Consider the following 22,116-nt stretch of genomic DNA (forward strand, 5'->3'; position numbering starts at 1 on the left):
CGTGGCCCGTGTCCCCACCCGTTCCGCGGCCAACCTCGCCCGAAGCGGGTGAACGCGGCGCCACCGCGTGCACGCGCGACGCCGGCCCCCGAACCGGGAGCCGGCGTCATCGCGGCGGACAGGTCAGTTGTTGGGGTCGTCGGCGCTGATGTCCGCGAGCACCGACTGGGGTTCCCGCTCCACCGCCAGGTCACCCATCGAGATCAGGCCGATCAGGCGGCCGTCGTCGACCACCGGGAGGCGGCGGACCGCGTACGTGCGCATCAGGTCGGCGGCGGCCACCGCGTCGTCGTACTGGCTCACCGTCACCACGTCCTTGCTGGTGATCTGGTTGAGCCGGGTGGCGGTGGGGTCCATGTTCTCGGCCACGCCCCGTACCGTGATGTCCCGGTCCGTCACGATGCCGACCACGTTGTCGCCGTCGGTCACCACCACGTCGCCGATGGCGCTGTCGCGCATCTCCTGCGCTGCGGCGATGAGCGTGTCGTTGCCGTCCATCGTCACCAACCGGGTCGTCATGAACTCTCCGACCGTTGTCATGGTGCTTCCCCTCTCGGTGTCGGCACGGCCGTCTACCCGCCGCCGCAGGCGGGGTAACGCCCGCGTCACCGCCGGGGGTGCAGGCGCCGGCGCAGGTCGTAGGAGCCGTTGCTGGACAGCCCGTAGAAGATCGGCAGCAGCAGGAGCACCACCAGCGCCGCCGGCACGCTCAGCAGCACGCCCACCAGACCGGCGATCGCGTACGCGAGCACGCCGAGCAGGGCCCGGACGCGTTCGGCCTCGAAGAACCGGGCGGGGACGTGCGGCTCCAGCAGTTCCCGGTGCCGGCTCAGGTAGTGGTAGAGCCACAGCCAGGTGATCGACAGGATCACGCCGACCAGCGCGTACGCGGACACGGCAACCCGCTCGTCGAAGACGTCGCCCGCCTCCACGGCGCGGGAGACCAGCGCGGTGACGAACGGCAGCAGCGCCACGCTGAACAGCACGCCGAGGTTCGCCCAGTGCAGTCCCCGGTCGGTGCAGCGGACCCGGTGGAACGTCCCCTTGTGGTTCAGCCAGTTGACCGCCACGTACAGGTAGGACGTGACGTAGGCGAGGTAGACCGGCCACTGGTCGAGCAGCGCGCGCAGCATCCCGCCCGGCGCCGTCTCGGGCACCCGCAGGTCGAGCACCAGCAGCGTGATGACGATGGCGAAGACCGCGTCGCTGAACCCGACAGCCCGGCCCGTGTCCGAACGCATCCCGGCGGACTCGGTGTCCCCTTCAGCCGTCATCTGCACCCCCGCCTGCCGGCGCGGGCGGCCGGCGACCCGGCGGGCATACCCGCTGTGCGGGCGTCCGTGCCGGGTGGCAGGGCACGGACGCCCGACGGGTCAGCGCTCGGCGGCGACCAGCTCGGCGAGCTGCACGGCGTTGAGAGCCGCGCCCTTGCGCAGGTTGTCGTTGGCGCAGAACAACGCGAGCCCGTGCTCGACGGTCTCGTCGGCGCGGATCCGGCCGACGTACGTCGGGTCCTGGCCAGCCGCCTCCAGCGGCGTCGGCACGTCGCGCAGCGCCACGCCGGGCGCGCCGTCGAGCAGCTCGCGGGCCCGGGCCGGGTCGATCGGCCGGGCGAACCGGGCGTTGATCTGCAGCGAGTGGCCGGTGAAGACCGGGACGCGCACGCACGTGCCGGAGACCTTGAGGCCGGGGATCTCCAGGATCTTGCGGCTCTCGTTGCGCAGCTTCTGCTCCTCGTCGGTCTCGAAGGAGCCGTCGTCGACGATCGAGCCGGCGAGCGGGAGCACGTTGAAGGCGATCGGGCGGGCGAACGAGCGCGGCGCCGGGAACTCCACCGCGCCGCCGTCGAAGGCGAGCCCGGCGGCGTCCTCGGCCACCTTGCGGACCTGCTCGTCCAGTTCCGCCACGCCGGCCAGGCCGGCGCCGGAGACCGCCTGGTAGGTGGCGACGACGAGGCTGACCAGCCCGGCCTCGTCGTGCAGCGGGCGCAGCACCGGCATGGCGGCCATCGTGGTGCAGTTCGGGTTGGCCACGATGCCCTTCGGGCGGTCCGCGATCGCGTGCGGGTTGACCTCGGCCACCACCAGCGGCACCTGCGGGTCCATCCGGAACGCCGAGGAGTTGTCGATCACCACGGCGCCGGCCTCCGCGACCCGGGGAGCCAGCTCCTTCGCGGTGCCCTTGCCCGCCGAGAAGAGCACGATGTCCAGGCCGCGGTAGTCCGCGGTGGCCGCGTCCTCCACGGTGACCTCGCCGTCGCGCCAGGGCAGCGTGCGCCCGGCCGACCGGGCCGAGGCGAACAGGCGCACCTGCTCCGCCGGGAACTCGCGCTCCGCCAGCACCTGCCGCATGACGCCACCGACCTGGCCGGTGGCTCCCACAATGCCGATCCTCATGCCCGCGAGGCTACCCAGCCGGGCGGCGCGGGTGGGAAACGTTTCCCACCGCACGGATGCGGGGCGACGGGAATCACAGGCCCGCCGCCCCGTCCGGTCAGGTGTGGTCGACCACCTCACCGAGACCGCTGGCGACCAGCTCGTCCCGGATGACCGCCGCGTCCCCCTCGATCACCATGGTCAGCGACTCGGGGTGCAGGTAGGTCGCCGCGGCGGCGGAGACGTCCTCGACGGTCGCCGCGAGCAGTTGCTCACGCAGCCGCGCGTGGTAGTCGTCCGGCAGGTCGTGCACGACGAGCGTGGTCAGGGCCGCGGCGATGGCTCGAGGGCTCTGCAACTCGACCGAGAGCTGCCCGGCCCGCCAGGAACGCGCCACCTCCAGCTCGTCCTCGGTGACGCCGGTGAGCCGGGTACGCGAGATCTCGCCCACCGACTCGACGAGCGCCGGGGCGGTCACCGCGGTCTGCACGCCGGAGCTGACCGCGAACCGGCCGAACCGCCGGGACGAGGCGAAGTCGCCCCGGATCCCGTACGTGTACCCGCGTACCTCGCGGATCAGGTGGTTGAGCCGGGACGTGAACGCGCCGCCGAGCACGGTGCCGGCGAGCGTCATCGGCACGTGGTCCGGGTGGGCGCGGTGCGGGGACGGGTGGCCCAGCCGCAGCGTCGACTGCACCGAGCCGGGCCGGTCCACCAGGATGATCCGGCGCTGCCCGGCCAGCGGCACGTCGATCGGACCGCCGCGTTCCACCGGGCCGCCGCCGGCCCCGGCGAACGCCGTCGCGGCGAGCGCGTCCAGGTCGATCCGCTCCAGGTCACCGGCGACGACGAGCGTGCCGGGGCGGATGAACCACTCCGAGTGGAAGACGGTGACGTCGTCCACCTCCAGCGCGGCCACGCTGTCCGGGTCGCCGTAGAGCGGGCGGCCCCACCGGTGCTGCGCGCCGAACAGCTCGGCCCGCAGCACCGCGTCGGCGCGCGGGCCGGGGTTGGCCCAGTCCATCCGCAGCGCCGTCGCCTCGTCGTCGCGGACCCGCCGCACGTCGGCCGGGTCGAGCCGGGGCGTACGGACCGCCTCGGCCAGCAGCTCCACGGCGGCGGTCAGCCGGTCCACCGGCACCTGCACGCTCACCTGGAACGAGTCCCAGTCCAGCCCGGTCGACAGCTCGGTGCCGAGCGCCTCGATGGCCAGCGCGTACGCGGTGGCGTCCCGCTGCGCGGTGCCCTCCTCCAGCGCCTTCGCCAGCACCGCGCCGAGGCCCTCCTTGCCGACCGGCTCCCGGCCCGCGCCGCCGTCGAGCAGCAGCAGCGCGACGGCGAGATTCTGCCCGGGCAGGTGCGCGGCGACCACCTGACCGCCGGCCACCGTCCGCCGGACCACCTGCGGGAACCGGTAGGCGCGGGCGGCGCCGGGGCCGGGACGGGTGGCGATCAGCGACATCACTTCTCCTCGGGCAGGTAGGACAGGATCACCCGGTCGGCGGCGCCGAGCAGCTCGGCGGCCTGCTCGGCGATCTGCTCCGCGGTCACCGCGAGCCAGGCCGGCAGCCGGTCGGCCGCGCGGGCCGGGTCGCCGAACTGGGTGGCGTACCGGCCGAGCGTGTCCGCCCGTCCGTCCACGGTGGACATCTGCCGCCACCACATGGTGCTCAGCAGCGCCTTGGCGCGGTCCAGCTCGGCGGCGGTCACCGGCACGGTGGCCAGTTCGTCGACCACGTCGGCGAGCCCGTCGCGCAGCCGCTCGGCGCTCACCCCGGGCCGGGCCGTGGCGGTGGCGATCAGCGGGGCGGGCGCGTGCGCCAGGTCCACCCCGTACGCGCCGACCAGGTCCGGCTGGGCGATCCGCTCACCGTCGGCGAGTCGCTGGTAGAGCCGGCTGCCCCGGCCGCTGCCGAGCACCGTGGCCAGCACCGTCGTCACGTCGTACCCCTGGGTGCCGAACGGGTGGGTGCGGTGCGCGACGTAGACGCGGGGGGCGGGCACGTCGGCGGTGACCGTCTCCACCGCCGGGCTGCCGGTGGCGGGCACGGTGCGGCCGTCCGGCGCGGCCGGGATGTCGGCCCGCGCGGCCAGGCCGCCGAAGTACTTGTCGGCGAGCCCGAACACCTCCGCCGCCTCGGTGTCGCCGACCACGGTGAGGACCGCGTTGTTCGGCGCGTAGTAGGTGCTGTGGAACTCCTGGAAGGTGGCCAGGTCGGCGGCGTTCAGGTCGGCCATCGACCCGATCGTGGCGTGGTGGTACGGGTGGCCCGGCGGGTAGAGCAGCGGCAGCAGGCGCAGCCACGCGTCGCCGTACGGCACGTTCTCGTAGCGCTGGCGGCGCTCGTTCTTCACCACGTCGCGCTGGTTGTCCAGCGTCTCCTGGGTCAGCGCCGGCACCAGCCCGCCCATCCGGTCGGCCTCCAGCCAGAGCGCCAGTTCCAGGTGCTCGGCCGGGACCGTCTCGAAGTAGTTGGTCCGGTCCGGGTTGGTGGTCGCGTTGAGCGAGCCGCCCGCGCCCTGGATCAGCTTCATGTGCTCGGTCTTCGCCACGTTCACCGAGCCCTCGAACATGAGGTGCTCGAAGAGGTGGGCGAAGCCGGTCTGTCCCGCCGGCTCGTGGCGTGAGCCCACGTCGTACCAGAGGTTGACCGCCACGGCCGGGGCGGTGCGGTCCTCGCTCACCACCACGCGCAGGCCGTTGTCCAGTCGGGTCGTCTCGATCGGCCAGGGGAAACCGCTGTCGGGCATGAGACGACGCTATCCGATCCCGGCGGCGGAAAGGTGACACGCGCGCCGGAGCATCGTCGGTGCGCGCCGGGGTACCCGTGCGGGCATGGCCGCCACCACACCCTCCGCCGTCGAGCGCGCCGCCGCCGCGCTGGCCCGGCTCCGGCACGCCCGGCTGCTGCACCCGGCCGGGCGCACGTTCGCCGGCGAGACCCGGATCTGGGGTACGCCGGGACCGCCGACCGGGGTGCCGCTGCTCGACCTGCCGGGCCGGTGGCCGGCCACGATCCGCCTGTCCAAGGGCGTGCCGACGCCGGGTGGCTGGCCGGACGTGCTGGGCGTGGCGGTACGGCTGCACCGCGACCCGGAGCCGCCGGTGGACCTGCTGTGGAGTTCCAGCGGCGCCGCGCCGGTGCTGCGGAACCTGCCGCTGCCCCGGCGGCGCTTCACCGGGACGTACACGTCGATCATGCCGTTCCGGGCCGGCGGGCGGCGGCTGTTCCTGGCCGTGCTGGCCGACCCGGAGTCACCCGACCTGGGTCGCGGCCTGGCCGGGGTGGGCGCGGCGGTCGCGGCAGACGAGCCCCGGCTGGTGCTGGCGGTCGCCTCGGCGGTGGGCCGGTGGCGGCCGTTCGGCGAGGTACGCCTCGACGACGAGCGCGGCGCCGCCGAGGACGCCGCGCTCGCGTTCGACCCGATCGGCAACGTGCCGCCGGGATTGCGTCTGGCCGGCCCGCTGGCCCGGCTGCGGGACGACAGTTACCGGGGTTCCCGCCGGGCCCGGGGCGCCGGGCTCAGTCGGGCGGCTCGACGGGGGTGACGGTCTGCTCGGAGGTGCGGTGCTCCAGCACCGTGTCGGGGGCGGCGTTCTGGTCCGCCTCGCGGATGTCGGACTCGGTGAGGATCGCGTCGGCCTGCGCCTCGGCGTCGTCGCTGCCCGCCGCCGCCTCCTCCGGCAGCAGATGCGCTCGGGACTCGATCCGTTCCTGGTCGCTCGGGTCATGGCTCGTGGTCATGCCGATCACATACCCCGCGTTCCGCACTTCGGAACGACAGCGGGCTTTCCGCCGCGCGTCGGGTACGCTGGCCGACGTGACGCGGTCGTATCGATGGTTTAGGCAGCCGGCTGGAGGAGCCGGTGACTCGACCATGAGCTGACGTCACTTACCTCTTCGAGCCGGCCGGGCAGGGATTCTTTTCCCTGCCCTTTCGTATGCGAGCAGCCGGCTCGATCCCCCGGACCCGGCACGGGGGCACGGTCGGCGGAAGGAATCCCCACCGTGACCACGTCCCAGGACGCCCATCGGGTCATCGACCAGCGCATCGACCGTGTGGTGCCGCTGACCACCCCGGCCCTGCTGCACCACCACCTGCCGCTCGAGACCCCGCTGGCCGAGGCCGTCGTGGCGGGCCGCCGTGCCGTCGGCCGGGTGCTGGACCGCGCCGACGACCGGCTGCTCGTCGTCGTCGGCCCCTGCTCCGTGCACGACCCGGCCGCCGCCCTGGAGTACGCGGGCCGGCTGCGCGAGGCCGCCGCCCGGGTCGCCGACGACCTGCTCGTGGTGATGCGTGTCTACTTCGAGAAGCCGCGTTCGACTGTGGGCTGGAAGGGCCTGATCAACGATCCGGCGCTGGACGGCTCCGGCGACGTGAACACCGGCCTGCGTACCGCGCGGGCGCTCCTGCTCGACGTGCTGCGGCTGGGCCTGCCGGTGGGCTGCGAGTTCCTCGACCCGATCACCCCGCAGTACATCGCGGACACGGTGGCCTGGGGCGCGATCGGCGCGCGGACGGTGGAGAGCCAGGTGCACCGGCAGCTCGCCTCCGGGCTGTCCATGCCGATCGGCATGAAGAACCGCCCGGACGGCAGCATCGCCACCGCCGTGGACGCGATCCGGGCAGCAGGGGTGCCGCACGTGTTCCCCGGCATCGACGTCTCCGGCACCCCGGCGATCATGCACACCCGGGGCAACGCGGACGGGCACCTGGTGCTGCGCGGCGGGGGCGGCCGGCCGAACTACGACGCGGAGTCGGTGGCCGGGGCGCTGGAGCTGCTGCGGGCGGCGGGCCTGCCGGAGCGGGTGGTGGTCGACGCCAGCCACGCCAACAGCGGCAAGGACCACCGCAACCAGCCGCTGGTCGCCGCCGACGTGGCCGCCCAGCTCGCCGCCGGTCAGCGCGGGATCGCCGGCATCATGCTGGAGAGCTTCCTGGTGCCCGGCCGGCAGGACCTGGACCCGACCCGGGAGCTGACGTACGGCCAGTCGGTCACCGACGCCTGCATCGGCTGGGACACCACGGCCGAGGTGCTGGAGCACCTGGCCCAGGCCGTCCGGGCCCGCCGGGCCACGCTCCCGGCCCGGGCCTGAGCGGGGTTGGGGCGAGTTTGACCGGTTCGGTGCCGGGTAGGTGGTCGGCGTGACCGATGACGCGCCCGTGACCGAGCAGCCCGACACGCGGCCGCTCGACGACCTGCTCGACGACATCTACCACGGCCAGGAGCGAATCACCCAGGCGGACATCTACCGCCGGGCGGTGGCCGCCGAACTCCCCGCGGAGCTGCTCACCCGGATCGCCGCGCTCCCCCAGGGCGAGTACGCGGCGGACGAGGCGGCCGATCTGCTGGGCGGCACGGTCGCCTGAGCCCCCCGCCGACGAGAGGACGCGAGATGACCCACCACGACCGCGAGCACGAGCACCTGGCGGCGCTCGGCCAGCCCCCGGAGGGCGTCGACACGCTGCCGGAGCCGGACTTCGCCAACGAGCACGACCGGACCGCCGTGGACCGGGACGTCGTCACCGGCGAGGACGAGGACGAGCGGGAGCCGGAGGCGTCGCGCGGCTGGGCCGGCGAGGACCACGGCACCACCCCCACCTGACGGTGGAGACAGACGAAAGGGGGCCGGCGCCCGCGCGCCGGCCCCCTTCGTGTCCGCGTGTCACGCCTCGTGGCGACCGCCCTCGGCCGCCTGCTGGGCGACCGCGTACCCCATCTGGAGGAAGTCGGAGGCGGCCACCGCGGTCAGCGCGGTGGCGACCAGCCGGGTCAGCCGGGGCGCCAGGACCAGGCCGCCGGTGAGCCCGGTGGCCACCCAGACCGCCAGGCAGAACGGGCAGCTCACCAGCTCGCCGAGCGCGTGCCGGGTCGGGCTGCCCTCGTCGCGGACCTGCTCCATCACCTCGCCGCTGCCGATCGGGTGGTCGTAGCGGGTGAACGGCGCCCGCAGCGGGCTGGTGATCGCATCCTTGGACAGCAGCCGGCTGAGCTTGTGCGTGGCGATCGAGAGCAGCACCACGTCCGCCGGCGTGGGCCGCTCGGGCACCGGCCGGCCGGTCGCCCGGACCAGGCCGACGAGCGCGGCCGTCACCCCCGCGTACGTGCCCATCGCCTTCAGGTAGCCCTCCAGCGGCCGATGCTCGTGCGGCGCGTACGCCTGGCGCAGGCGCGCCACCTTCTGCTTCAGGCCACTCCCGGTCAACCCGGCCTCCTCGTGCTCGTCGTGCGGGCCGGGCTCAGCCGGCGGTCAGGTTGTCGGCCACCTCGCGGTCGAGGTTGGCCAGGATCTCGTCGGCCAGGTCGTGGTCCGGCCCGGCCAGGTCCAGCCGCACCCGGGCGCCGCCCGCGCCGGCCGGCTCCACGTCGATCTCGGCGGACCAGTCCGCGGCGCTCCACCGGGCCCGCATGTCGTCGGCGTCGACGACCTCCACCCGGCAGGTGCCGGAGTTGCGCAGCCGCTCGGGCAGCCAGGCCGAGGAGCGGTCCGGATCAGTGGCGGTGTTGAACACCACCTCCGGCGGCGCGGACATGCCGCGCTCGGCGTGGCTGGCCATCAGGCGTCCCGCAGCCGGCTCGGGTCGACCTCCCGGCCGGGGTGCCGGGCCAGGTACTCCGTCTCCAGTTCGGCGGTGCGCCGCAGGTGGTTGGCGAGCGCCGAGTCGGTGGCGTGGCGCAGCGTGTCCAGCCGGGTGCGGTGCAGGCTCTGCATCTCCCGGACCAGGTCCTCGTCGCCCAGCTCCACCGGGTCCACCCCGAGCTGATCGCCGTCGACGGTGCGGGCGTGATCGCCGTCCCACTCCGCGACCCGCTGTTCCGGGCTCGCGTCCCGGCGTACCGATTCGGTCATCGTCGCCCCCTCGTCTCGTTCGGGTTGGCACCTGTTCGGATGCCCACCGGGCGTGTCACCAAACCACCGCCCGGACTACGACGCCGTGTCGGAGACACCCGGGAGTCCCGGTACTCTCGTCGGCATGGAACGGCTCTGGACACCGGCGTGGATCGTCCGCCACGTGGCCATGGTCGTGCTGGTGGCGGGTTGCCTCGGCATGGGCTGGTGGCAGGTCACCCGCGCCGCCGGGGGAAACGCGATCAGCTTCGGTTACGCGATCGAGTGGCCGGTGTTCGCCGGTTTCGTGATCTTCGTCTGGTGGCGTGAGGTCCGCCAGACGCTGCGGGCGACGCCGCCGGGCGACGCGCAGCCGGCGGCCGATCCGGCACCGTCGGCGGCCGCCGGCGCCGCGCCGGTCGCCACCACCCCTGCGGTACGCCGGCCGGTGCGCGTCGTGCGGGCGCCGGCCGCCCCGGCCGACGGGGCGGACGACGCGGAGCTCGCCGCGTACAACAGCTACCTATCCTGGTTGAACGCCAATCCGGGCGCCCGGCCCGGCGACTATCCCGGCTGAGGCCGGTGCGGAAGGACGGACGACGGTGGGCGGAGCCCTTACCCGGTACCGCGTGATCGCCTGGATCGTGGGCGTGGCGCTCGTGGTGCTGGTCCTGATCGGCATGCCGCTGAAGTACGGCTTCGACAACCCGAGCGTGGTGGGCGTGGTCGGCGTGGCGCACGGTTGGCTGTACATGCTCTATCTGGCGCTCACGTTCGACCTGTCCCGCCGGGCGAACTGGCCGCTGAAGCGGATGCTGCTGGTGATGCTCGCCGGCACCGTGCCGTTCGTCTCGTTCTACGCCGAGCGTCGGGTGAGCCACTGGGTGGCCGCCGAGGCCCGGCCGCGTACGCCGGAGCCGGTAGCGGGCTGACCGCCCGTCACCGGGCCGGCCGCCACGGCTCGGCCGCCGGCGGGTCGGCCCAGCCGCCCAGCCGCGCCGCCTCCCGGGCCCGCCCCAGCGCGCGGGCGACCTGGCCGAACTGCCGCTCGTCGTCGCTGCTGAACAGCAGCACCTCGGTGCCCCGCACCCGGCCCCACAGCTCGTGCGCCGGGGGCCGTACGCGGTCGCCGATCAGCACCAGCAGCATCGGCACCAGCCCGACGGCGCCGAGCAGGAGGTACGCCCCGGCGGTGAGCCGGTGCAGGCCGCCGGTGAAGCCGAGCAGCAGGCCGACCGCGGCGATCATCGCGGCGGACACGGCGACGGCCCGGATCGCGAGCCGGTCGTGCGGCCCGCGGTCGATCCGGAGCTGGGTGATCTCGGCCACCGGCCAGGTGTTGCGGCCGACGGTGAAGCGCTCGGCGGTGACCACGATGCCGGGCCGGGCGTAGAGCAGCCTGGGTCCGGCCGGTCGCGGCGAGCGGGGCGGCTGGGTGGCGGAGCGGTCGGTCTGCACGGCGGCCTCCCGGGAGCAGGGATCCCGTGGTGGGATTTCCCGTCCGGGCTTCATTGTGTTTGCCTCGCGCCACCTGACCTCGGGGTTTCGCCTGTCGCGGGTTGACCGGCCCGCGCGCGCCCGCCGGAAACAGAGAATGATTTCCGTCTTTGTCATGACTTCGCCTGGCGTGGCCTGGCGACATCCGCCCAGAACGACGAATCGGGCGAGTCGCCTCATCCACCCACCGGCTCCCCCTCATCACTTTCCGCCACTTTGCCAACTTTCGCCCCTGCTTGAACTCCCGGCTACTGCGATCACGGGTTAGGTTGTCCAGGTCGGCCCGGTCGACAGCCGTCCACCCGGACGGCCCCGGGCCGGTGTCGCCGGGTCGCGAACGCGCCCGGCGACCGGTGGGAGAGGAGCTTTCCGCTCTTGTCGTCCTTACGGATGCTGCTCCGCTCGCTGGCGGTGGCCGGCCTATCGGCCGCGCTGCTCGCCCCGGCGCAGGTGGCCCGGGCCGAGCCGACCCCCGCCGAGCTGACGAAGCAGATCGAGAAGTCCTCGACTGAGCTGGAGCGAATCGTCGAGTCCTACAACAAGCTCAACGAGGACATCAAGGCCAACAAGGCCACCGCGGCCAAGTTGGAGGCCCGCATCGGGCCGCTGCAGGAACAGGCCGAACGCAGCCGCGCCGATGTGGCCGTACTGGCCGCGACGGCGTACAAGACCGGTGGCATGCGCACCGCGGCGGCCCTGCTGGACCCGGGCGGCCAGGCCACCCTGCCGGAGCGGCTGGGCACGCTCGACCAGCTCACCCGCCAGCGGCAGCGCACCATCAACAGCTTCACCGCCGACCAGAAGCGGCTGATCGACCAGAAGACCGCGCTGGACGTCACGCTCGCCCGGGAGGCGGCGCAGGCCAAGCAGCTCAAGTCCGCGAAGACGCGGATCGAGGCGGACCTGTCCGACCTCTACGAGATGCGGCGCAAGGCGTACGGGCGGGCCACGGAGGCACCCGGCAACCCCAGCTCGGCGGGCAAGCCGCCGGCCGTCTCCGGCGACGCCGGCACGGCGGTGCGATACGCCTACGGTGCGGTCGGCAAGCCCTACGGCTACGGCCAGGACGGCCCCGGCAGCTACGACTGCTCCGGTCTGACGCTCGCCGCCTGGCGGGCCGCCGGGAAGTCGTTGCCGCACAGCGCGGCGCAGCAGTGGGGGGCCACCACGCGGATCAGCCGCAGCCAGCTGCAACCGGGTGACCTGGTGTTCTACTCCGGGCTCGGGCACGTGGCGCTCTACGTCGGCAACGGCCAGATCATCGACGCGCCCAGCGCCGGACGCAACGTCAGCAAGCGCGGCATGAACATCATGACGATCGCCGGCTACGGCCGGGTCTGAGCACCGCGAAGACGGCGAACGGCCGGCGTCCCCCTGTCGGACGCCGGCCGTTCGCCGTTCATTGTTACCAGGTCAGGCCGCCTGGAGCCCCTCCGCGCGAGCCAGCTCACGCAGCCGGCCGAGAGCCTGGATCTCCAGCTGGCGGATGCGCTCCCGGGAGAGCGAGAACCGCGACGCGACCTCGGTCAGCGAGTGCTCGCGCCCGTCCTCCAGGCCGTACCGGGCCCGCATGATGCCGGCGGAACGGTCGTCGAGGTGGTTGAGCAGACCCTCGATCCGCTGCCGCTCCAGGCCGGTGAGCACAATCTCCTCCGGCGACGGCGCGTCGCTGTCGGCGACCAGGTCACCGAGGTTGGTGTCGCCGTCGTCGCCCACCGGGGTGTCCAGCGAGACGGTGTCCTGCGACCAGCGGACCAGCTCGTTCACCCGCTCGACGGTGACGCCGAGCGCGGTCGCGATCTGCTCCGGCTCCGGGTCGCTGCCCAGCTCACGGGTGAGCTGGCGGGCCACGTTGCGCATCCGGTTGACGTCCTCGACCAGGTGCACGGGCAGCCGTACGGTCCGCTCCTGCTGGGCGATCGCCCGGCTGATGGCCTGACGGATCCACCAGGTCGCGTAGGTGGAGAACTTGAATCCGCGCTCGTAGTCGAACTTCTCGACCGCCCGGACCAGGCCGGTGTTGCCCTCCTGGATCAGGTCCAGCATGGGCATCCCGGAGCGCACGTAGCGCCGGGCGATCGACACGACCAGTCGCAGGTTCGCGCGGATGAACAGGTCCTTCGCGCGCTCACCCTCGACGACCAGCCGCTCCAGGTCCTCCCGGTCGGCGCCCTCGGGGATCCGGTCCTCGTCGAGCAGGTGCTCGGCGTAGAGGCCGGCCTCGATCGCCTTGGAGAGGTCGACCTCCCGGGCGGCGTCGAGCAGCGGCGTCCGGGAGATCTCGTGCAGGTAGACGCCGACCAGGTCCCGCTCCTCGGCGACCTCGTCGGTACGCATGCCGATGTTCTTGTCCACGATTGCCACGGTCCCCTCGCTCGCGCCGGTTGCCCGGTTCCTTGCCATCCCCACGTTCATCAGCCCTCCCCGTAACCTCCGCTGTGCCCGTAGGTGCTGACACCTACACAACAGATGTGACGCGTCGGGGATTCCATGTCGTGAGTCGAAACTGTCACGAATGCCTGAGTAGTAGCTGAGAGCCCGGTCCATGTTTCCTGTTACCGGCCCGGTTCGGGCGGCTCGTGGGCGCCGTTTTCGGCGCATACCGGAGCTGCGAAATCGCCGTTCGCCCATGGAATGGCACCATTGCCTGTTCCATGAACACAGCGAGCCGCGTCACCGAGTCGTTGCGATCCTGGTCACTGCGAGATACGCGCCTGGGGACCGGTCGGTTCAGCCATGCTCAAGGATTACCCTCCGCCTCGTTGAACAATCCGTGCCGGAGGAGTCGTCCCCCTCCCGCACGTGATACGCGTCGCACCCGCCGGGCGGATGCGCCGGGCGGGTGGATCGGGCGGACGGGGCGGGACGGACCGGGACGGGCCGGGCTCGCGGCGAGGCCGGAGACGTCAGGAGGCGAGCAGGGCGAGCGCGCCGCGTACCTGGTGGGCGGAGCGGGCCAGCGCGGCCCGGGCGGCGGGCACCTCGGCGCCGGACACCAGAGCCACGAGCGCGGTCTTGAGGTCGCCGTCGGCCTCCCGCAGGGCGACCCGGCACACCTCCTCGGCGCAGCCGGTGGCCTCCACGAGAATCGAGATCATGCGGCCGCGCAGTTTGGCGTTCGTCGCCACCATGTCGATCATGAGGTTCGAGTAGACCCGGCCCAGACGCACCATCACGGCCGTGGAGAACGTGTTGAGCACCAGCTTCTGCGCCGTGCCGGCCTTCATCCGGGTCGACCCGGTGACCACCTCCGGTCCGGTGTCCACACCGATGAAGACGTCCACCGACGCGGCGGCCTCGGCCTCCGGATTCGCGCAGAGCAGCACCGTACCGGCCCCCTGCGCCCGGGACGCGGCGAGCGCCCCGAGGACGTACGGGGTGCGCCCGCTGGCCGCGAGGCCCACCACGAGGTCGCCGGGGCGTACGCACTCGGCGGCGTCGGCGGCGCCACCGCGCTCGTCGTCCTCGGCGTCCTCGACGGCGCGCCACATCGCCTCCGGGCCGCCCGCGAGGTGCGAGCAGAACCAGTGCCGCGGCGAGTTGAACGTGGGCGCCAGCTCGGCGGCGTCGAGCACGCCGAGGCGCCCGGAGGTGCCGGCGCCGAAGTAGTGCACGCGGTGCCCGTCGCGCAGCGCGGCCACGGCCAGGTCGACCGTCTCGGCGATCTCGTCCAGCACCGCGGCGACGGCGGCCGGTACGCGCCGGTCCGCCTCGTTGATGACCGTGAGCACGTCCCGGGTGGACATCAGGTCGAGGTCGACGCTGTGCGGGTTGCGCCGCTCGGTCGGCGCGCCGACGCGCACCACCGGCCGTACCGCCGCCACGCCGTCCCGCTCCACCCGACCCGCCGTCATCCCCGCCTCCGCCCGGGACCGACCCGGTGCGACTGGACCGCCTCGGCGGTGGCCTCCAGGGCCTTCTTCGTGCGGGCCCGGCTGCGGGCGGCCACCCCGACGAAGAGGCAGTCGACCACTGTGAGCTGGGCCAGCCGGCTCGCTGTCGCGCCGGAGCGGTAGGTCGTCTCCCGGGCGGCGGTGGTGAGCACGTGGTCCGCGACCTCGGTGATCGGCGAGCGCGGGAAGTTGGTGAGCGCCACTGTGGTGGCGCCGCGCGCCCGCGCCTGCTCCAGCACCTCGATGACGTCGGAGGTGGTGCCGGTGTGCGAGATGCCGACCGCGACGTCGCCGCGGCCCAGCAGGGCGGCGGAGGTGAGCGCGGTGTGCACGTCCGGGAAGTAGAACGCGATGCGGCCGATGCGGTGCAGCTTCTGCTGGAAGTCGGAGGCGACGAAACCGCTGGCGCCCGCGCCGTAGACGTCGATCCGGCCGGCCGCGGTGATCGCCTCGACCACCTGCTCGCAGACCGCCGGGTCGAGCTGCTCGGCAGTCTCCTCGACGGCCCGGGCGTCGTTGAACGCGATCGTGGCGATGATCTGGGCGAGATCCGCGCCCGGCGGGATGTCGCCGCCGACCACCCGCGCGTCCGGCGGCTCGACCCGGCGGGCGGCCTCGGCGGCGAGCCGGATCCGCAGCTGCGGGTAGCCGTCCATGCCGACCGAGCGGCAGAAGCGGATCACCGTCGCCTCGGACGTCTCGGCGGCGGTGGCGAGGTCGGTGATCGTGCGCCGGGCCGCATCCGCCGGATCGGCGACGACCAGCCGGGCCACCCGCTGTTCGGCCGGGGACAGCGAGGGCAGCAGGCCGCTGATGTGGACGATCAGTCCACCGGGCTCGTGACTCGCAGAAATCTTCGGACTCTTCGCCACGGATGAAACTTACTTTCACGAGGCGTGAGCGTCAACCATGACACCGCGTATCGGGAAATTTACTGTCTTCCGTACCCGCCCCCGGGCCAAGGATCCCATTGTCGCAGCCCCACTGCCTCATCCGGTCCGGTCGAGTCACTCCTGCCGCCCGACGTGCCGGTCCGCCGTCGCGCGGCAGGTCCTGCCTGGTCGGCCTCGGCCGGGCGGGCCGGACGGCCCGTGCGGGTCACCGGTCGGTCGGCGCGACGGTTGGCTAGCGTGTGTGTCCATGACGGAACGCACGGTGCTGGTGACCGGAGGCACGGGTGGGCTCGGCGGCGCGGTCACCGCCGCCTTCCTCGACGCGGGTTGGCGGGTGGTCGTACCCCAGCGGGAGCCCGGGGCGGACGACGGCCCGGTCCGGGTCGTGGCCGACCTGCTGACGCCCGAGGGGGCCGCGCGGGCGGTCGAGGCGGCGACCGCCGAGCCGGCCGCGCCGCTGCGCGCGGTGGTCAACCTCGTCGGCGGGTACGCCGCCGGCGGCCTGGTGCACGAGACCCCGGTCGAGGACTTCGAACGGATGCTGCGGCTCAACCTGCGCCCCACGTACCTGGTCACCCGGGCCGCGCTGCCGCACCTCGTGGCGTCCGGCGACGGCGCGGTGGTCTGCGTCTCGGCCCGGGCGGCGCTCTCGCCGTTCCCCGGCGCCTCCGGCTACGCCACCGCCAAGGCGGCGGTACGGGCGTTCGCCGAGACGGTGGCGGTCGAGTACCGGCAGCGCGGCGTGCGGTGCAACACGGTACTGCCGAGCGTCATCGACACCCCGGCCAACCGCGCCGCCCAGCCCGACGCCGACCATGCACGCTGGGTGCCGCCGGCCGAGATCGCCGCGGTGATCCGCTTCCTGGCCTCCCCCGAGTCCGCGCCCACCAGCGGCGCGAGCATCCCGGTCTACGGGCGGGCCTGAACCGGCACCGGCCCGTCCCGCCCGGCGCCACCGGCCGGCGTCGGACCGGGACCGGCGGACGGGTCGTCGGGCAGCCACTCGCTCAGGTGCGCCCGGATCCGGCGGGCCACCTCCTCCGGCGGGCCGTTGCCGTCCACCACCACGAAGCCGCCGTACTCCGGCAGCTCGCGGTAGGCGGCGTCCGCGGCGGTGAGCCACGCCATCGTCTCGTGGTCGGTGCCGCGCCGTTCGATCCGCCGGTACGCCTCGGCGGGGTCGACGGTGAGCAGGAACGTCACCCTCGGCGCCGGGAAGATCCGGTACCCGGCCCGGGCCAGCCGCTCCCACCGCTGTCCGCCGTGCGCCCGGATGCTGGCGTACTGGCAGGCCGACCACCTGTCCATCACCGCGGTCCGGCCGGTCACCAGGCAGCTGAGCAGCGCGAGCGCGATGGCCAGCCAGCGCAGCACCGACTCGACCACGAGCAGGCCGTCGCGCCCGACGAGCCGCTGCGCGTCCGGACGGCCGAGCCGCTGCGCGATGCGGCCGAGCCAGCGCCGGCCACCGGCGTTGCGGTGGTACGTGGCCGGAAGGCCGGCGGCGGTGAGCGCCTCGGCGAGCCGGTGGGCCTGAGTGGTCTTACCCGAGCCGTCGATGCCGATCAGGGCGACGGCACGCAGTCGGGCCCTGCCCCGCCGCGTCCGCAGTGAGCTGGCCACCCTCCCGAGGTTATCCGACCGATGCTCACACCGGCCCGTATGTCGCTTTCCTGCCCTGACGGGCCGATCGCGCCGCAACAGGTGTGACCGGAGCGTCCGCCGGGTACGCATCGTGGTCCCACCGCCCAATGACGACGAGGGAGCCGCAGATGGCCGAGCGCGGGGACGAGACCCTGGTGCACACGCTGAAGAAGGTCGCCGCCGTGCTCAAACAGTCCGACATCCCGTTCGCACTCGGTGGCAGCTTCGCGGTGTACGCGCACGGCGGCCACTCCAGCGACCACGACGTGGACTTCCTGCTCCGCGAGGCGGACGTGGAACGGGCGCTGGAGGCGCTGGTCGAGGCCGGCTTCACCGCCGAGCGCCCGCCGGAGGACTGGCTGGTCAAGGTCTACGACGAGGACCGGATGGTGGACCTGATCCACCGGCCGGTGGAGACCCCGGTCACCGAGGAGACGTTCGCCGACACGATCGTGCGCCCGGTCGACGCGATCCACATGCCGGTGCTCTCGGCCAGCCAGCTCATGGTGCACAAGCTGCTCAGCTTCTCCCAGCACTACTGCGACTTCGCCCGGGCCCTGCCGCTGGCCCGCTCGCTGCGGGAACAGATCGACTGGGAACGGGTACGGAAGGAGACGCAGCACTCGCCGTACGCCGAGGCGTTCCTGGTGCTGCTCGACCGGCTGGACGTGCTGCCCGGCGGCGCGCCCGGAGGAAGGGAGACCCTGTGACCGGACTGTCCGGCGACATTCCCCCCGACGAGTACGTCGAGGCGGAGATCCAGAGCATGCTGGCCGAGGACCCGACGGTGGCCGAGCAGGGCATCACCGTGGTGCGGCGGGAGAACGGGCTGGTGCTCTACGGCGAGGTGGAGAGCCCGCACCGGCGGGAGGAGATCCTGCGCCGGGTGGCCGAGCGCTTCCCGGACACGCCCGTGACCAGCGACATCGGGGTGATCCGCACGCAGGCGCCCACCCAGGTCGAGGAGTTGCCGTGAGGGAGGTTCGATGGTGATCCGGATCGCCGCCGTGGGCGACGTGCATCTGGACCAGGACGTGGTGGGCCGGTTCCGTCCGGCGCTGGAGGAGCTGCCCGGCTGCGCCGACGTGCTGCTGCTCGCCGGTGACCTGACCCGGCACGGCACCGAGGCCGAGGCGCGGTGCGTGGCCCAGGAGTTCGGCGACCTCGGCGTACCGGTGATCACCGTGCTCGGCAACCACGACCACCAGTGCGACGAGGTGCCGCAGGTGGTGAAGGTGCTGGAGGACGCCGGGATCACGGTGCTGGAGGGCACCGGCACGGTGGTGGAGACCCCCGGCGGGCGGCTCGGGGTGGCCGGCGTGAAGGGGTTCGGCGGCGGGTTCGCCGGGCGGTGCGCCAGCGACTTCGGCGAGCCGGAGATGAAGGCGTTCGTACGGACCACCCGGGAGAGCGCCGACGCACTCACCGGCGCGCTGCTCTCGCTGGAGTGCGACGCGCTCGTCGCGCTCACCCACTACTCCCCCGTGCCGGACACGCTCGCCGGCGAGCCGCTGGAGATCTACCCGTTCCTCGGCTGCTACCAGCTCGGCCAGGCGATCGACTCCGCCCCCACCGCGCTGGCGCTGCACGGGCACGCCCACCACGGCACCGAGCGCGGTACCACACCGGGCGGGGTACGGGTCCGCAACGTGGCCCACCCGGTGATCAAACAGGCGTACAGCGTCTTCCACCTGGGCGGTGATCAGCTCGACTGACCGGGAGGTTTCCGGTATCGGGCGGCCGGGTATTCAGCCGACATGGAGCTGATTCTCTGGATTCTCGCAGTCGTACTGGTGGTCGCCGGAATTCTCGCCCTGTTCCGCCGGCAGATCCTCTGGGGCATCGTCCTCATCGTCGTCGGCCTGCTGGTCGGCCCGGGTGGCGTCAGCATCTTCAACACGTAACAGCGGTTCCCGTACCCGCCGGGGTCACCCGGCCCGGGTGTTCCGTCCTGCCGGACCGGAACACCCGGGCCGGGTGACCCCGGCTTTTCCGCGCCCGGCGGCTCCCGGGCGTTTGCCGGGCCGGTCGAGCGGAAACATCTCGACCATGGAGATGTCGCAGAGTGCCGCCCGGCGTACCACAGGCGCCCGCACGTGGTTGGCGCTGCTCGCCTTCGGCGCCGCCACCTTCACCGCCGCCGCGATCGGCGGGCTGGGTGTCCAGGGCACCTCCGCCGAGTACCAGAGCCTGGAGCAGCCCGCCTGGGCGCCGCCGTCGTGGCTGTTCGGCCCGGTCTGGACCGTGCTCTACGTGCTCATCGCGATCGCCGGCTGGCTGGTCTGGCGCCGGGCCGGGTTCGGCCCCGCGGTCTGGGCCTGGGTGGTGCAGCTCGTGCTGAACGCGATCTGGACCCCGCTGTTCTTCGGCGCCGGGGCGTACGGGCTGGCGTTCGCCGAGATCGTGCTGATGTGGCTGGCGATCGGGGTGACGGTGGCCCTGTTCCGGCGGCTCTCCCGGCCGGCCACGCTGCTGATGCTGCCGTACTGGGCCTGGGTGACGTTCGCGTCCGCGCTGAACTTCGCGGTCTGGCGGCTGAACTCCTGACCGGTACGGGCGCGGGGGCCGCTCGCCTCCGCGCCCGCCGGGTTCAGCAGCGGGGTACGCCCGGGATGTAGCCGTCGTACCCGGTGTAGACGTAGGCGTCGGAGATGAACCGGCCGGAGCCGATCCGGTCCCAGATCGAGCTGGTGCCGTACGTGCCGGTGACGCTGGTGCCGCTGGTCTGACACTGGATGGTCACCTTCGCCCCGTCGGCGACCGTGCCGACCGAGCTGTAGCCGGTGCCGGGGCCGGAGCGGACCGTCAGCGGGGAGCCGGCCGTGTTGACGGTGCCCTCGCCGGTGTTCGTCCCGCCGCAGCCGTTGTCACTGGTGTAGGTCTTGGTGCCCCAGTAGAGCGCCTGGACGCCGTTGAACTTGATCTTCACAGAGCTGCCGTCGATGCGCTGCTCGTAGTGCAGGTGCGGGCCGGTGGAGCCGCCTGTCGTGCCGACGTACCCGATCACCCGGCCGTAGCCGACGGTCTGCCCGACGGAGACGTTGAAGGCGTTCAGGTGGGCGTAGTAGGTGGTGTGACCGCCACCGTGGTTGATCCGGACGTACTTGCCGTAGCTGGTGTCGCCGAGGTTGGTGACCACGTCGACGGTGCCGGGCGCGCTGGCGACCACCGGGTCGCCCAGGTCGTCGGTGCGGTTGAAGTCCATGGCGTTGGCCGGGCTGTGGTTGGTCCGGGTCTGACCGGACCAGGACTGGTTGCACGGGAACGGGACCTTGAACGTCGGGGCGGCCATCGCCGGCGCGGCCGGCACGAGCGTCGCCGCCAGGACCGCGGCGCTCGCCCCGAGGGCGAGCCATCGCTTACGCATCCACTGCCTCCAATGTTGAAAGTCTTCAATGTGATGCGGACATCCTGACAGAAAGTTCCGTTCCCGGGAAGTTTCGTGGGAGCGCACCCACCGCCGGTGGCCAGGGTTTCGGGATTGTTACCGGGCCGTGTCCGGCCAGGGGTGGACCCGACACGATGCAAGCGCTTACATGTGAGGACGACCATCGGACCGGCGCGGGTTCGATCCCCCCACGCGCCGGCAAGGAAGGAGATCGGCATGGCGTTTGCCAGATCGCGCCAGGCGCTCGCGGTCGCCGGCGTCCTGGGGCTGGCGCTCGGCGTCGCCGCCTGCGGCACCGGCAACGACAAGAAGAGCAGCAACGCGGGCTCGGCCGAGTGCGGCGCATACGAGAAGTACGAGGGTCACGACGGCAAGAAGGTGACCATCTACTCCTCGATCCGTGACATCGAGGACGAGCGCCTCCAGCAGTCCTGGAAGCAGTTCGAGGACTGCACCGGCATCGAGATCGACCACGAGGGCTCCGGCGAGTTCGAGGCCCAGCTGCCGGTGCGGGTCGACGGCGGCAACGCCCCCGACCTCGCCTTCATCCCGCAGCCGGGTCTGCTGAAGCGGTTCGTCGACTCGGGCAAGCTCAAGCCGGTCGGCGCCGACACCAAGGCGATGGCCGAGCAGAACTACTCCGCCGACTGGCTGAAGTACAGCACCGTCAACGGCCAGCTCTACGGCGCCCCGCTCGGCTCCAACGTGAAGTCCTTCGTGTGGTATTCGCCGAAGACCTTCAAGGAGAAGGGCTGGACGGTCCCCACCACGTGGGACGACATGATCAAGCTCTCCGACCAGATCGCGGCGAGCGGCACCAAGCCGTGGTGCGCGGGCATCGAGTCCGGTGACGCCACCGGCTGGCCGGCCACCGACTGGATCGAGGACGTGCTGCTGCGCACCGGCGGCCCGGAGGTCTACGACAAGTGGACCACCCACGAGATCCCGTTCAACGACCCGCAGGTGGCTGACGCCCTCAACCGGGCCGGCACCATCCTGAAGAACGAGAAGTACGTCAACGGCGGCTTCGGCGGCGTGAAGAGCATCGCCACCACCTCCTTCCAGGAGGGCGGCACGCCGATCACCGCCGGCAAGTGCGCGCTGCACCGCCAGGCGTCCTTCTACGCCAACCAGTGGCCCGAGGGCACCAAGGTGGCCGAGGACGGCGACGTCTTCGCGTTCTACTTCCCGGCCATCGACCCGTCGAAGGGCAAGCCGGTTCTGGGTGGTGGCGAGTTCGTCGCGGCCTTCGCCGACCGTCCCGAGGTCCAGGCGGTGCAGACCTACCTGGCCTCCGGCGAGTACGCCAACAGCCGCGCCAAGATCGGTGACTGGGTCTCCGCGAACAAGAAGCTGGACCTGAACAACGTCCCGAACCCGGTGGACAAGCTCTCCGTGGGCATCCTCCAGGACGAGAAGACGGTCTTCCGCTTCGACGGCTCGGACCTGATGCCGGCCGCGGTCGGCGCCGGCACCTTCTGGAAGGGCATGGTGGCCTGGATCAACGGCAAGGACACCACCGCCGTCCTGAACGACATCGAGGGCAGCTGGAAGTGATCTGGCAGGTGGCCCGGTCCGGTTCTCCGGACCGGG

At 72.7% G+C, this 22,116-nt stretch carries 28 protein-coding genes and 1 pseudogene; 14 read left to right on the forward strand and 15 right to left on the reverse strand.

Annotated features, from left to right (window positions below):
• Window positions 1-123: 123 nt before the first annotated feature.
• The 5 genes from O7546_RS22760 to O7546_RS22780 all read right to left on the reverse strand — a co-directional run bounded on the left by O7546_RS22760 (window position 124) and on the right by O7546_RS22780 (window position 5,126).
• On the reverse strand, window positions 124-540 hold the full coding sequence (locus O7546_RS22760) for a CBS domain-containing protein (protein ID WP_030502240.1): 417 nt from the start codon (window positions 538-540) through the stop codon (window positions 124-126).
• Window positions 541-605: 65 nt separating this feature from the next.
• Entirely contained in the window at window positions 606-1,274 is a 669-nt protein-coding gene (locus O7546_RS22765; protein WP_281600019.1) for a TMEM175 family protein, read from the reverse strand.
• A gap of 99 nt (window positions 1,275-1,373) precedes the next feature.
• Window positions 1,374-2,396 carry an aspartate-semialdehyde dehydrogenase gene (locus O7546_RS22770; RefSeq protein ID WP_194800682.1) on the reverse strand — a complete coding sequence of 341 codons (1,023 nt, stop codon included), beginning with the start codon at window positions 2,394-2,396 and terminating at the stop codon, window positions 1,374-1,376.
• Window positions 2,397-2,493: 97 nt separating this feature from the next.
• Window positions 2,494-3,837 (reverse strand): pitrilysin family protein, encoded by a 1,344-nt coding sequence (locus tag O7546_RS22775; RefSeq protein WP_194800681.1) that lies wholly within the window; start codon window positions 3,835-3,837, stop codon window positions 2,494-2,496.
• The gene (locus tag O7546_RS22780; protein WP_269697523.1) at window positions 3,837-5,126 is read right to left on the reverse strand and encodes a pitrilysin family protein; all 1,290 of its coding nucleotides are present in this window, start codon (window positions 5,124-5,126) and stop codon (window positions 3,837-3,839) included. Before O7546_RS22780 ends, O7546_RS22775 begins: the two co-directional genes overlap by 1 nt.
• Window positions 5,127-5,211: 85 nt before the next feature.
• Between O7546_RS22780 and O7546_RS22785 the strand changes: the two genes are divergently transcribed.
• Window positions 5,212-5,925: a phosphodiesterase gene (locus O7546_RS22785; protein ID WP_194800679.1), complete on the forward strand. Its 714-nt coding sequence runs from the start codon at window positions 5,212-5,214 to the stop codon at window positions 5,923-5,925.
• Here the strand turns inward: O7546_RS22785 and O7546_RS22790 are convergent.
• On the reverse strand, window positions 5,900-6,121 hold the full coding sequence (locus tag O7546_RS22790) for a hypothetical protein (RefSeq protein ID WP_013288141.1): 222 nt from the start codon (window positions 6,119-6,121) through the stop codon (window positions 5,900-5,902). The genes O7546_RS22785 and O7546_RS22790 overlap by 26 nt on opposite strands.
• 255 nt (window positions 6,122-6,376) lie before the next feature.
• Here O7546_RS22790 and O7546_RS22795 point away from each other — a divergent pair, with 255 nt between their 5' ends.
• The 3 genes from O7546_RS22795 to O7546_RS22805 are packed head-to-tail and all read left to right on the forward strand — an operon-like array spanning window position 6,377 to window position 7,984.
• Window positions 6,377-7,474 carry a 3-deoxy-7-phosphoheptulonate synthase gene (locus tag O7546_RS22795; RefSeq protein ID WP_194800736.1) on the forward strand — a complete coding sequence of 366 codons (1,098 nt, stop codon included), beginning with the start codon at window positions 6,377-6,379 and terminating at the stop codon, window positions 7,472-7,474.
• A 49-nt stretch (window positions 7,475-7,523) separates the two neighbouring features.
• Window positions 7,524-7,748, forward strand: coding sequence for a hypothetical protein (locus tag O7546_RS22800; protein WP_013288143.1), 225 nt, complete (start codon window positions 7,524-7,526; stop codon window positions 7,746-7,748).
• A gap of 26 nt (window positions 7,749-7,774) precedes the next feature.
• Window positions 7,775-7,984: a hypothetical protein gene (locus tag O7546_RS22805; protein WP_194800678.1), complete on the forward strand. Its 210-nt coding sequence runs from the start codon at window positions 7,775-7,777 to the stop codon at window positions 7,982-7,984.
• Between the two features lie 60 nt (window positions 7,985-8,044).
• Here the strand turns inward: O7546_RS22805 and O7546_RS22810 are convergent, their stop codons facing one another.
• From O7546_RS22810 to O7546_RS22820, 3 genes are read right to left on the reverse strand one after another with little or no spacing between them, the layout of a single operon-like run.
• Window positions 8,045-8,584, reverse strand: coding sequence for a DUF1360 domain-containing protein (locus O7546_RS22810; protein WP_013288145.1), 540 nt, complete (start codon window positions 8,582-8,584; stop codon window positions 8,045-8,047).
• 34 nt (window positions 8,585-8,618) lie between these two features.
• On the reverse strand, window positions 8,619-8,936 hold the full coding sequence (locus tag O7546_RS22815; RefSeq protein WP_030502250.1) for an SRPBCC family protein: 318 nt from the start codon (window positions 8,934-8,936) through the stop codon (window positions 8,619-8,621).
• A complete protein-coding gene (locus tag O7546_RS22820; RefSeq protein ID WP_135241715.1) occupies window positions 8,936-9,229 on the reverse strand; it encodes a DUF6158 family protein in 294 nt (97 codons plus the stop codon). The genes O7546_RS22815 and O7546_RS22820 overlap by 1 nt, the downstream gene beginning before the upstream one ends.
• Before the next feature lie 124 nt (window positions 9,230-9,353).
• Here O7546_RS22820 and O7546_RS22825 point away from each other — a divergent pair, with 124 nt between their 5' ends.
• The gene (locus O7546_RS22825) at window positions 9,354-9,785 is read left to right on the forward strand and encodes a hypothetical protein (RefSeq protein WP_194800677.1); all 432 of its coding nucleotides are present in this window, start codon (window positions 9,354-9,356) and stop codon (window positions 9,783-9,785) included.
• A 25-nt stretch (window positions 9,786-9,810) separates the two neighbouring features.
• A complete protein-coding gene (locus O7546_RS22830; protein ID WP_194800676.1) occupies window positions 9,811-10,140 on the forward strand; it encodes a DUF3817 domain-containing protein in 330 nt (109 codons plus the stop codon).
• A gap of 7 nt (window positions 10,141-10,147) precedes the next feature.
• Here O7546_RS22830 and O7546_RS22835 read toward each other — a convergent pair whose 3' ends face one another.
• Entirely contained in the window at window positions 10,148-10,666 is a 519-nt protein-coding gene (locus O7546_RS22835) for a DUF6232 family protein (RefSeq protein ID WP_194800675.1), read from the reverse strand.
• 414 nt (window positions 10,667-11,080) lie between these two features.
• Here O7546_RS22835 and O7546_RS22840 point away from each other — a divergent pair, with 414 nt between their 5' ends.
• Window positions 11,081-12,046, forward strand: a complete 966-nt coding sequence (locus tag O7546_RS22840) for a C40 family peptidase (protein WP_194800674.1) — start codon at window positions 11,081-11,083, stop codon at window positions 12,044-12,046.
• A 72-nt stretch (window positions 12,047-12,118) separates the two neighbouring features.
• Here the strand turns inward: O7546_RS22840 and O7546_RS22845 are convergent, their stop codons facing one another.
• The 3 genes from O7546_RS22845 to O7546_RS22855 all read right to left on the reverse strand — a co-directional run bounded on the left by O7546_RS22845 (window position 12,119) and on the right by O7546_RS22855 (window position 15,470).
• Entirely contained in the window at window positions 12,119-13,108 is a 990-nt protein-coding gene (locus O7546_RS22845) for a sigma-70 family RNA polymerase sigma factor (protein WP_194800735.1), read from the reverse strand.
• Window positions 13,109-13,611: 503 nt separating this feature from the next.
• Window positions 13,612-14,559 carry an N-acetylmuramic acid 6-phosphate etherase gene (gene murQ, locus O7546_RS22850; RefSeq protein ID WP_135241720.1) on the reverse strand — a complete coding sequence of 316 codons (948 nt, stop codon included), beginning with the start codon at window positions 14,557-14,559 and terminating at the stop codon, window positions 13,612-13,614.
• Window positions 14,556-15,470, reverse strand: a complete 915-nt coding sequence (locus O7546_RS22855; RefSeq protein ID WP_194800673.1) for a MurR/RpiR family transcriptional regulator — start codon at window positions 15,468-15,470, stop codon at window positions 14,556-14,558. Before O7546_RS22855 ends, murQ begins: the two co-directional genes overlap by 4 nt.
• Window positions 15,471-15,738: 268 nt before the next feature.
• Between O7546_RS22855 and O7546_RS22860 the strand changes: the two genes are divergently transcribed.
• Window positions 15,739-16,416, forward strand: coding sequence for an SDR family NAD(P)-dependent oxidoreductase (locus O7546_RS22860; RefSeq protein WP_194800672.1), 678 nt, complete (start codon window positions 15,739-15,741; stop codon window positions 16,414-16,416).
• Here the strand turns inward: O7546_RS22860 and O7546_RS22865 are convergent.
• Window positions 16,401-17,114, reverse strand: a complete 714-nt coding sequence (locus tag O7546_RS22865) for a dTMP kinase (RefSeq protein ID WP_269697525.1) — start codon at window positions 17,112-17,114, stop codon at window positions 16,401-16,403. The two genes, O7546_RS22860 and O7546_RS22865, sit on opposite strands and share 16 nt — an antisense overlap.
• Window positions 17,115-17,263: 149 nt before the next feature.
• Between O7546_RS22865 and O7546_RS22870 the strand changes: the two genes are divergently transcribed.
• From O7546_RS22870 to O7546_RS22890, 5 genes and pseudogenes are all read left to right on the forward strand, one after another.
• Window positions 17,264-17,845, forward strand: coding sequence for a nucleotidyltransferase (locus tag O7546_RS22870; protein WP_194800670.1), 582 nt, complete (start codon window positions 17,264-17,266; stop codon window positions 17,843-17,845).
• Window positions 17,846-17,901: 56 nt separating this feature from the next.
• The gene (locus O7546_RS22875; protein WP_225853111.1) at window positions 17,902-18,111 is read left to right on the forward strand and encodes a hypothetical protein; all 210 of its coding nucleotides are present in this window, start codon (window positions 17,902-17,904) and stop codon (window positions 18,109-18,111) included.
• A gap of 10 nt (window positions 18,112-18,121) precedes the next feature.
• Window positions 18,122-18,902 (forward strand): annotated as a pseudogene (locus O7546_RS22880) (metallophosphoesterase).
• Window positions 18,893-19,039, forward strand: coding sequence for a GPGG-motif small membrane protein (locus tag O7546_RS22885; RefSeq protein WP_013288160.1), 147 nt, complete (start codon window positions 18,893-18,895; stop codon window positions 19,037-19,039). The pseudogene O7546_RS22880 and the gene O7546_RS22885 overlap by 10 nt, the downstream one beginning before the upstream one ends.
• 145 nt (window positions 19,040-19,184) lie before the next feature.
• On the forward strand, window positions 19,185-19,682 hold the full coding sequence (locus O7546_RS22890; RefSeq protein WP_281600020.1) for a TspO/MBR family protein: 498 nt from the start codon (window positions 19,185-19,187) through the stop codon (window positions 19,680-19,682).
• 43 nt (window positions 19,683-19,725) lie between these two features.
• Here the strand turns inward: O7546_RS22890 and O7546_RS22895 are convergent, their stop codons facing one another.
• A complete protein-coding gene (locus tag O7546_RS22895; protein ID WP_281600021.1) occupies window positions 19,726-20,502 on the reverse strand; it encodes a peptidoglycan DD-metalloendopeptidase family protein in 777 nt (258 codons plus the stop codon).
• A 237-nt stretch (window positions 20,503-20,739) separates the two neighbouring features.
• On the opposite strand from O7546_RS22895, the gene O7546_RS22900 reads away from it, so the two are divergent.
• On the forward strand, window positions 20,740-22,080 hold the full coding sequence (locus tag O7546_RS22900; RefSeq protein WP_194800665.1) for an ABC transporter substrate-binding protein: 1,341 nt from the start codon (window positions 20,740-20,742) through the stop codon (window positions 22,078-22,080).
• Window positions 22,081-22,116 lie beyond the last annotated feature (36 nt).

It is taken from the genome of Micromonospora sp. WMMA1976, from assembly GCF_027497335.1.
In the GTDB taxonomy this organism is placed as follows: domain Bacteria; phylum Actinomycetota; class Actinomycetes; order Mycobacteriales; family Micromonosporaceae; genus Micromonospora; species Micromonospora aurantiaca.

What these genes read in the sequence shown, in the direction of transcription:
- O7546_RS22815 (WP_030502250.1), bottom strand. Translation starts at nt 8,936, where the DNA reads ATGGCCAGCCACGCCGAGCGCGGCATGTCCGCGCCGCCGGAGGTGGTG.
- O7546_RS22775 (WP_194800681.1), bottom strand. Translation starts at nt 3,837, where the DNA reads ATGTCGCTGATCGCCACCCGTCCCGGCCCCGGCGCCGCCCGCGCCTAC.
- O7546_RS22825 (WP_194800677.1), top strand. Translation starts at nt 9,354, where the DNA reads ATGGAACGGCTCTGGACACCGGCGTGGATCGTCCGCCACGTGGCCATG.
- O7546_RS22770 (WP_194800682.1), bottom strand. Translation starts at nt 2,396, where the DNA reads ATGAGGATCGGCATTGTGGGAGCCACCGGCCAGGTCGGTGGCGTCATG.
- O7546_RS22885 (WP_013288160.1), top strand. Translation starts at nt 18,893, where the DNA reads ATGGAGCTGATTCTCTGGATTCTCGCAGTCGTACTGGTGGTCGCCGGA.
- O7546_RS22890 (WP_281600020.1), top strand. Translation starts at nt 19,185, where the DNA reads ATGGAGATGTCGCAGAGTGCCGCCCGGCGTACCACAGGCGCCCGCACG.
- O7546_RS22895 (WP_281600021.1), bottom strand. Translation starts at nt 20,502, where the DNA reads ATGCGTAAGCGATGGCTCGCCCTCGGGGCGAGCGCCGCGGTCCTGGCG.
- O7546_RS22860 (WP_194800672.1), top strand. Translation starts at nt 15,739, where the DNA reads ATGACGGAACGCACGGTGCTGGTGACCGGAGGCACGGGTGGGCTCGGC.
- O7546_RS22900 (WP_194800665.1), top strand. Translation starts at nt 20,740, where the DNA reads ATGGCGTTTGCCAGATCGCGCCAGGCGCTCGCGGTCGCCGGCGTCCTG.
- O7546_RS22805 (WP_194800678.1), top strand. Translation starts at nt 7,775, where the DNA reads ATGACCCACCACGACCGCGAGCACGAGCACCTGGCGGCGCTCGGCCAG.
- O7546_RS22790 (WP_013288141.1), bottom strand. Translation starts at nt 6,121, where the DNA reads ATGACCACGAGCCATGACCCGAGCGACCAGGAACGGATCGAGTCCCGA.
- O7546_RS22845 (WP_194800735.1), bottom strand. Translation starts at nt 13,108, where the DNA reads ATGGCAAGGAACCGGGCAACCGGCGCGAGCGAGGGGACCGTGGCAATC.
- O7546_RS22785 (WP_194800679.1), top strand. Translation starts at nt 5,212, where the DNA reads ATGGCCGCCACCACACCCTCCGCCGTCGAGCGCGCCGCCGCCGCGCTG.
- O7546_RS22870 (WP_194800670.1), top strand. Translation starts at nt 17,264, where the DNA reads ATGGCCGAGCGCGGGGACGAGACCCTGGTGCACACGCTGAAGAAGGTC.
- O7546_RS22875 (WP_225853111.1), top strand. Translation starts at nt 17,902, where the DNA reads ATGCTGGCCGAGGACCCGACGGTGGCCGAGCAGGGCATCACCGTGGTG.
- O7546_RS22765 (WP_281600019.1), bottom strand. Translation starts at nt 1,274, where the DNA reads ATGACGGCTGAAGGGGACACCGAGTCCGCCGGGATGCGTTCGGACACG.
- murQ (WP_135241720.1), bottom strand. Translation starts at nt 14,559, where the DNA reads ATGACGGCGGGTCGGGTGGAGCGGGACGGCGTGGCGGCGGTACGGCCG.
- O7546_RS22780 (WP_269697523.1), bottom strand. Translation starts at nt 5,126, where the DNA reads ATGCCCGACAGCGGTTTCCCCTGGCCGATCGAGACGACCCGACTGGAC.
- O7546_RS22820 (WP_135241715.1), bottom strand. Translation starts at nt 9,229, where the DNA reads ATGACCGAATCGGTACGCCGGGACGCGAGCCCGGAACAGCGGGTCGCG.
- O7546_RS22760 (WP_030502240.1), bottom strand. Translation starts at nt 540, where the DNA reads ATGACAACGGTCGGAGAGTTCATGACGACCCGGTTGGTGACGATGGAC.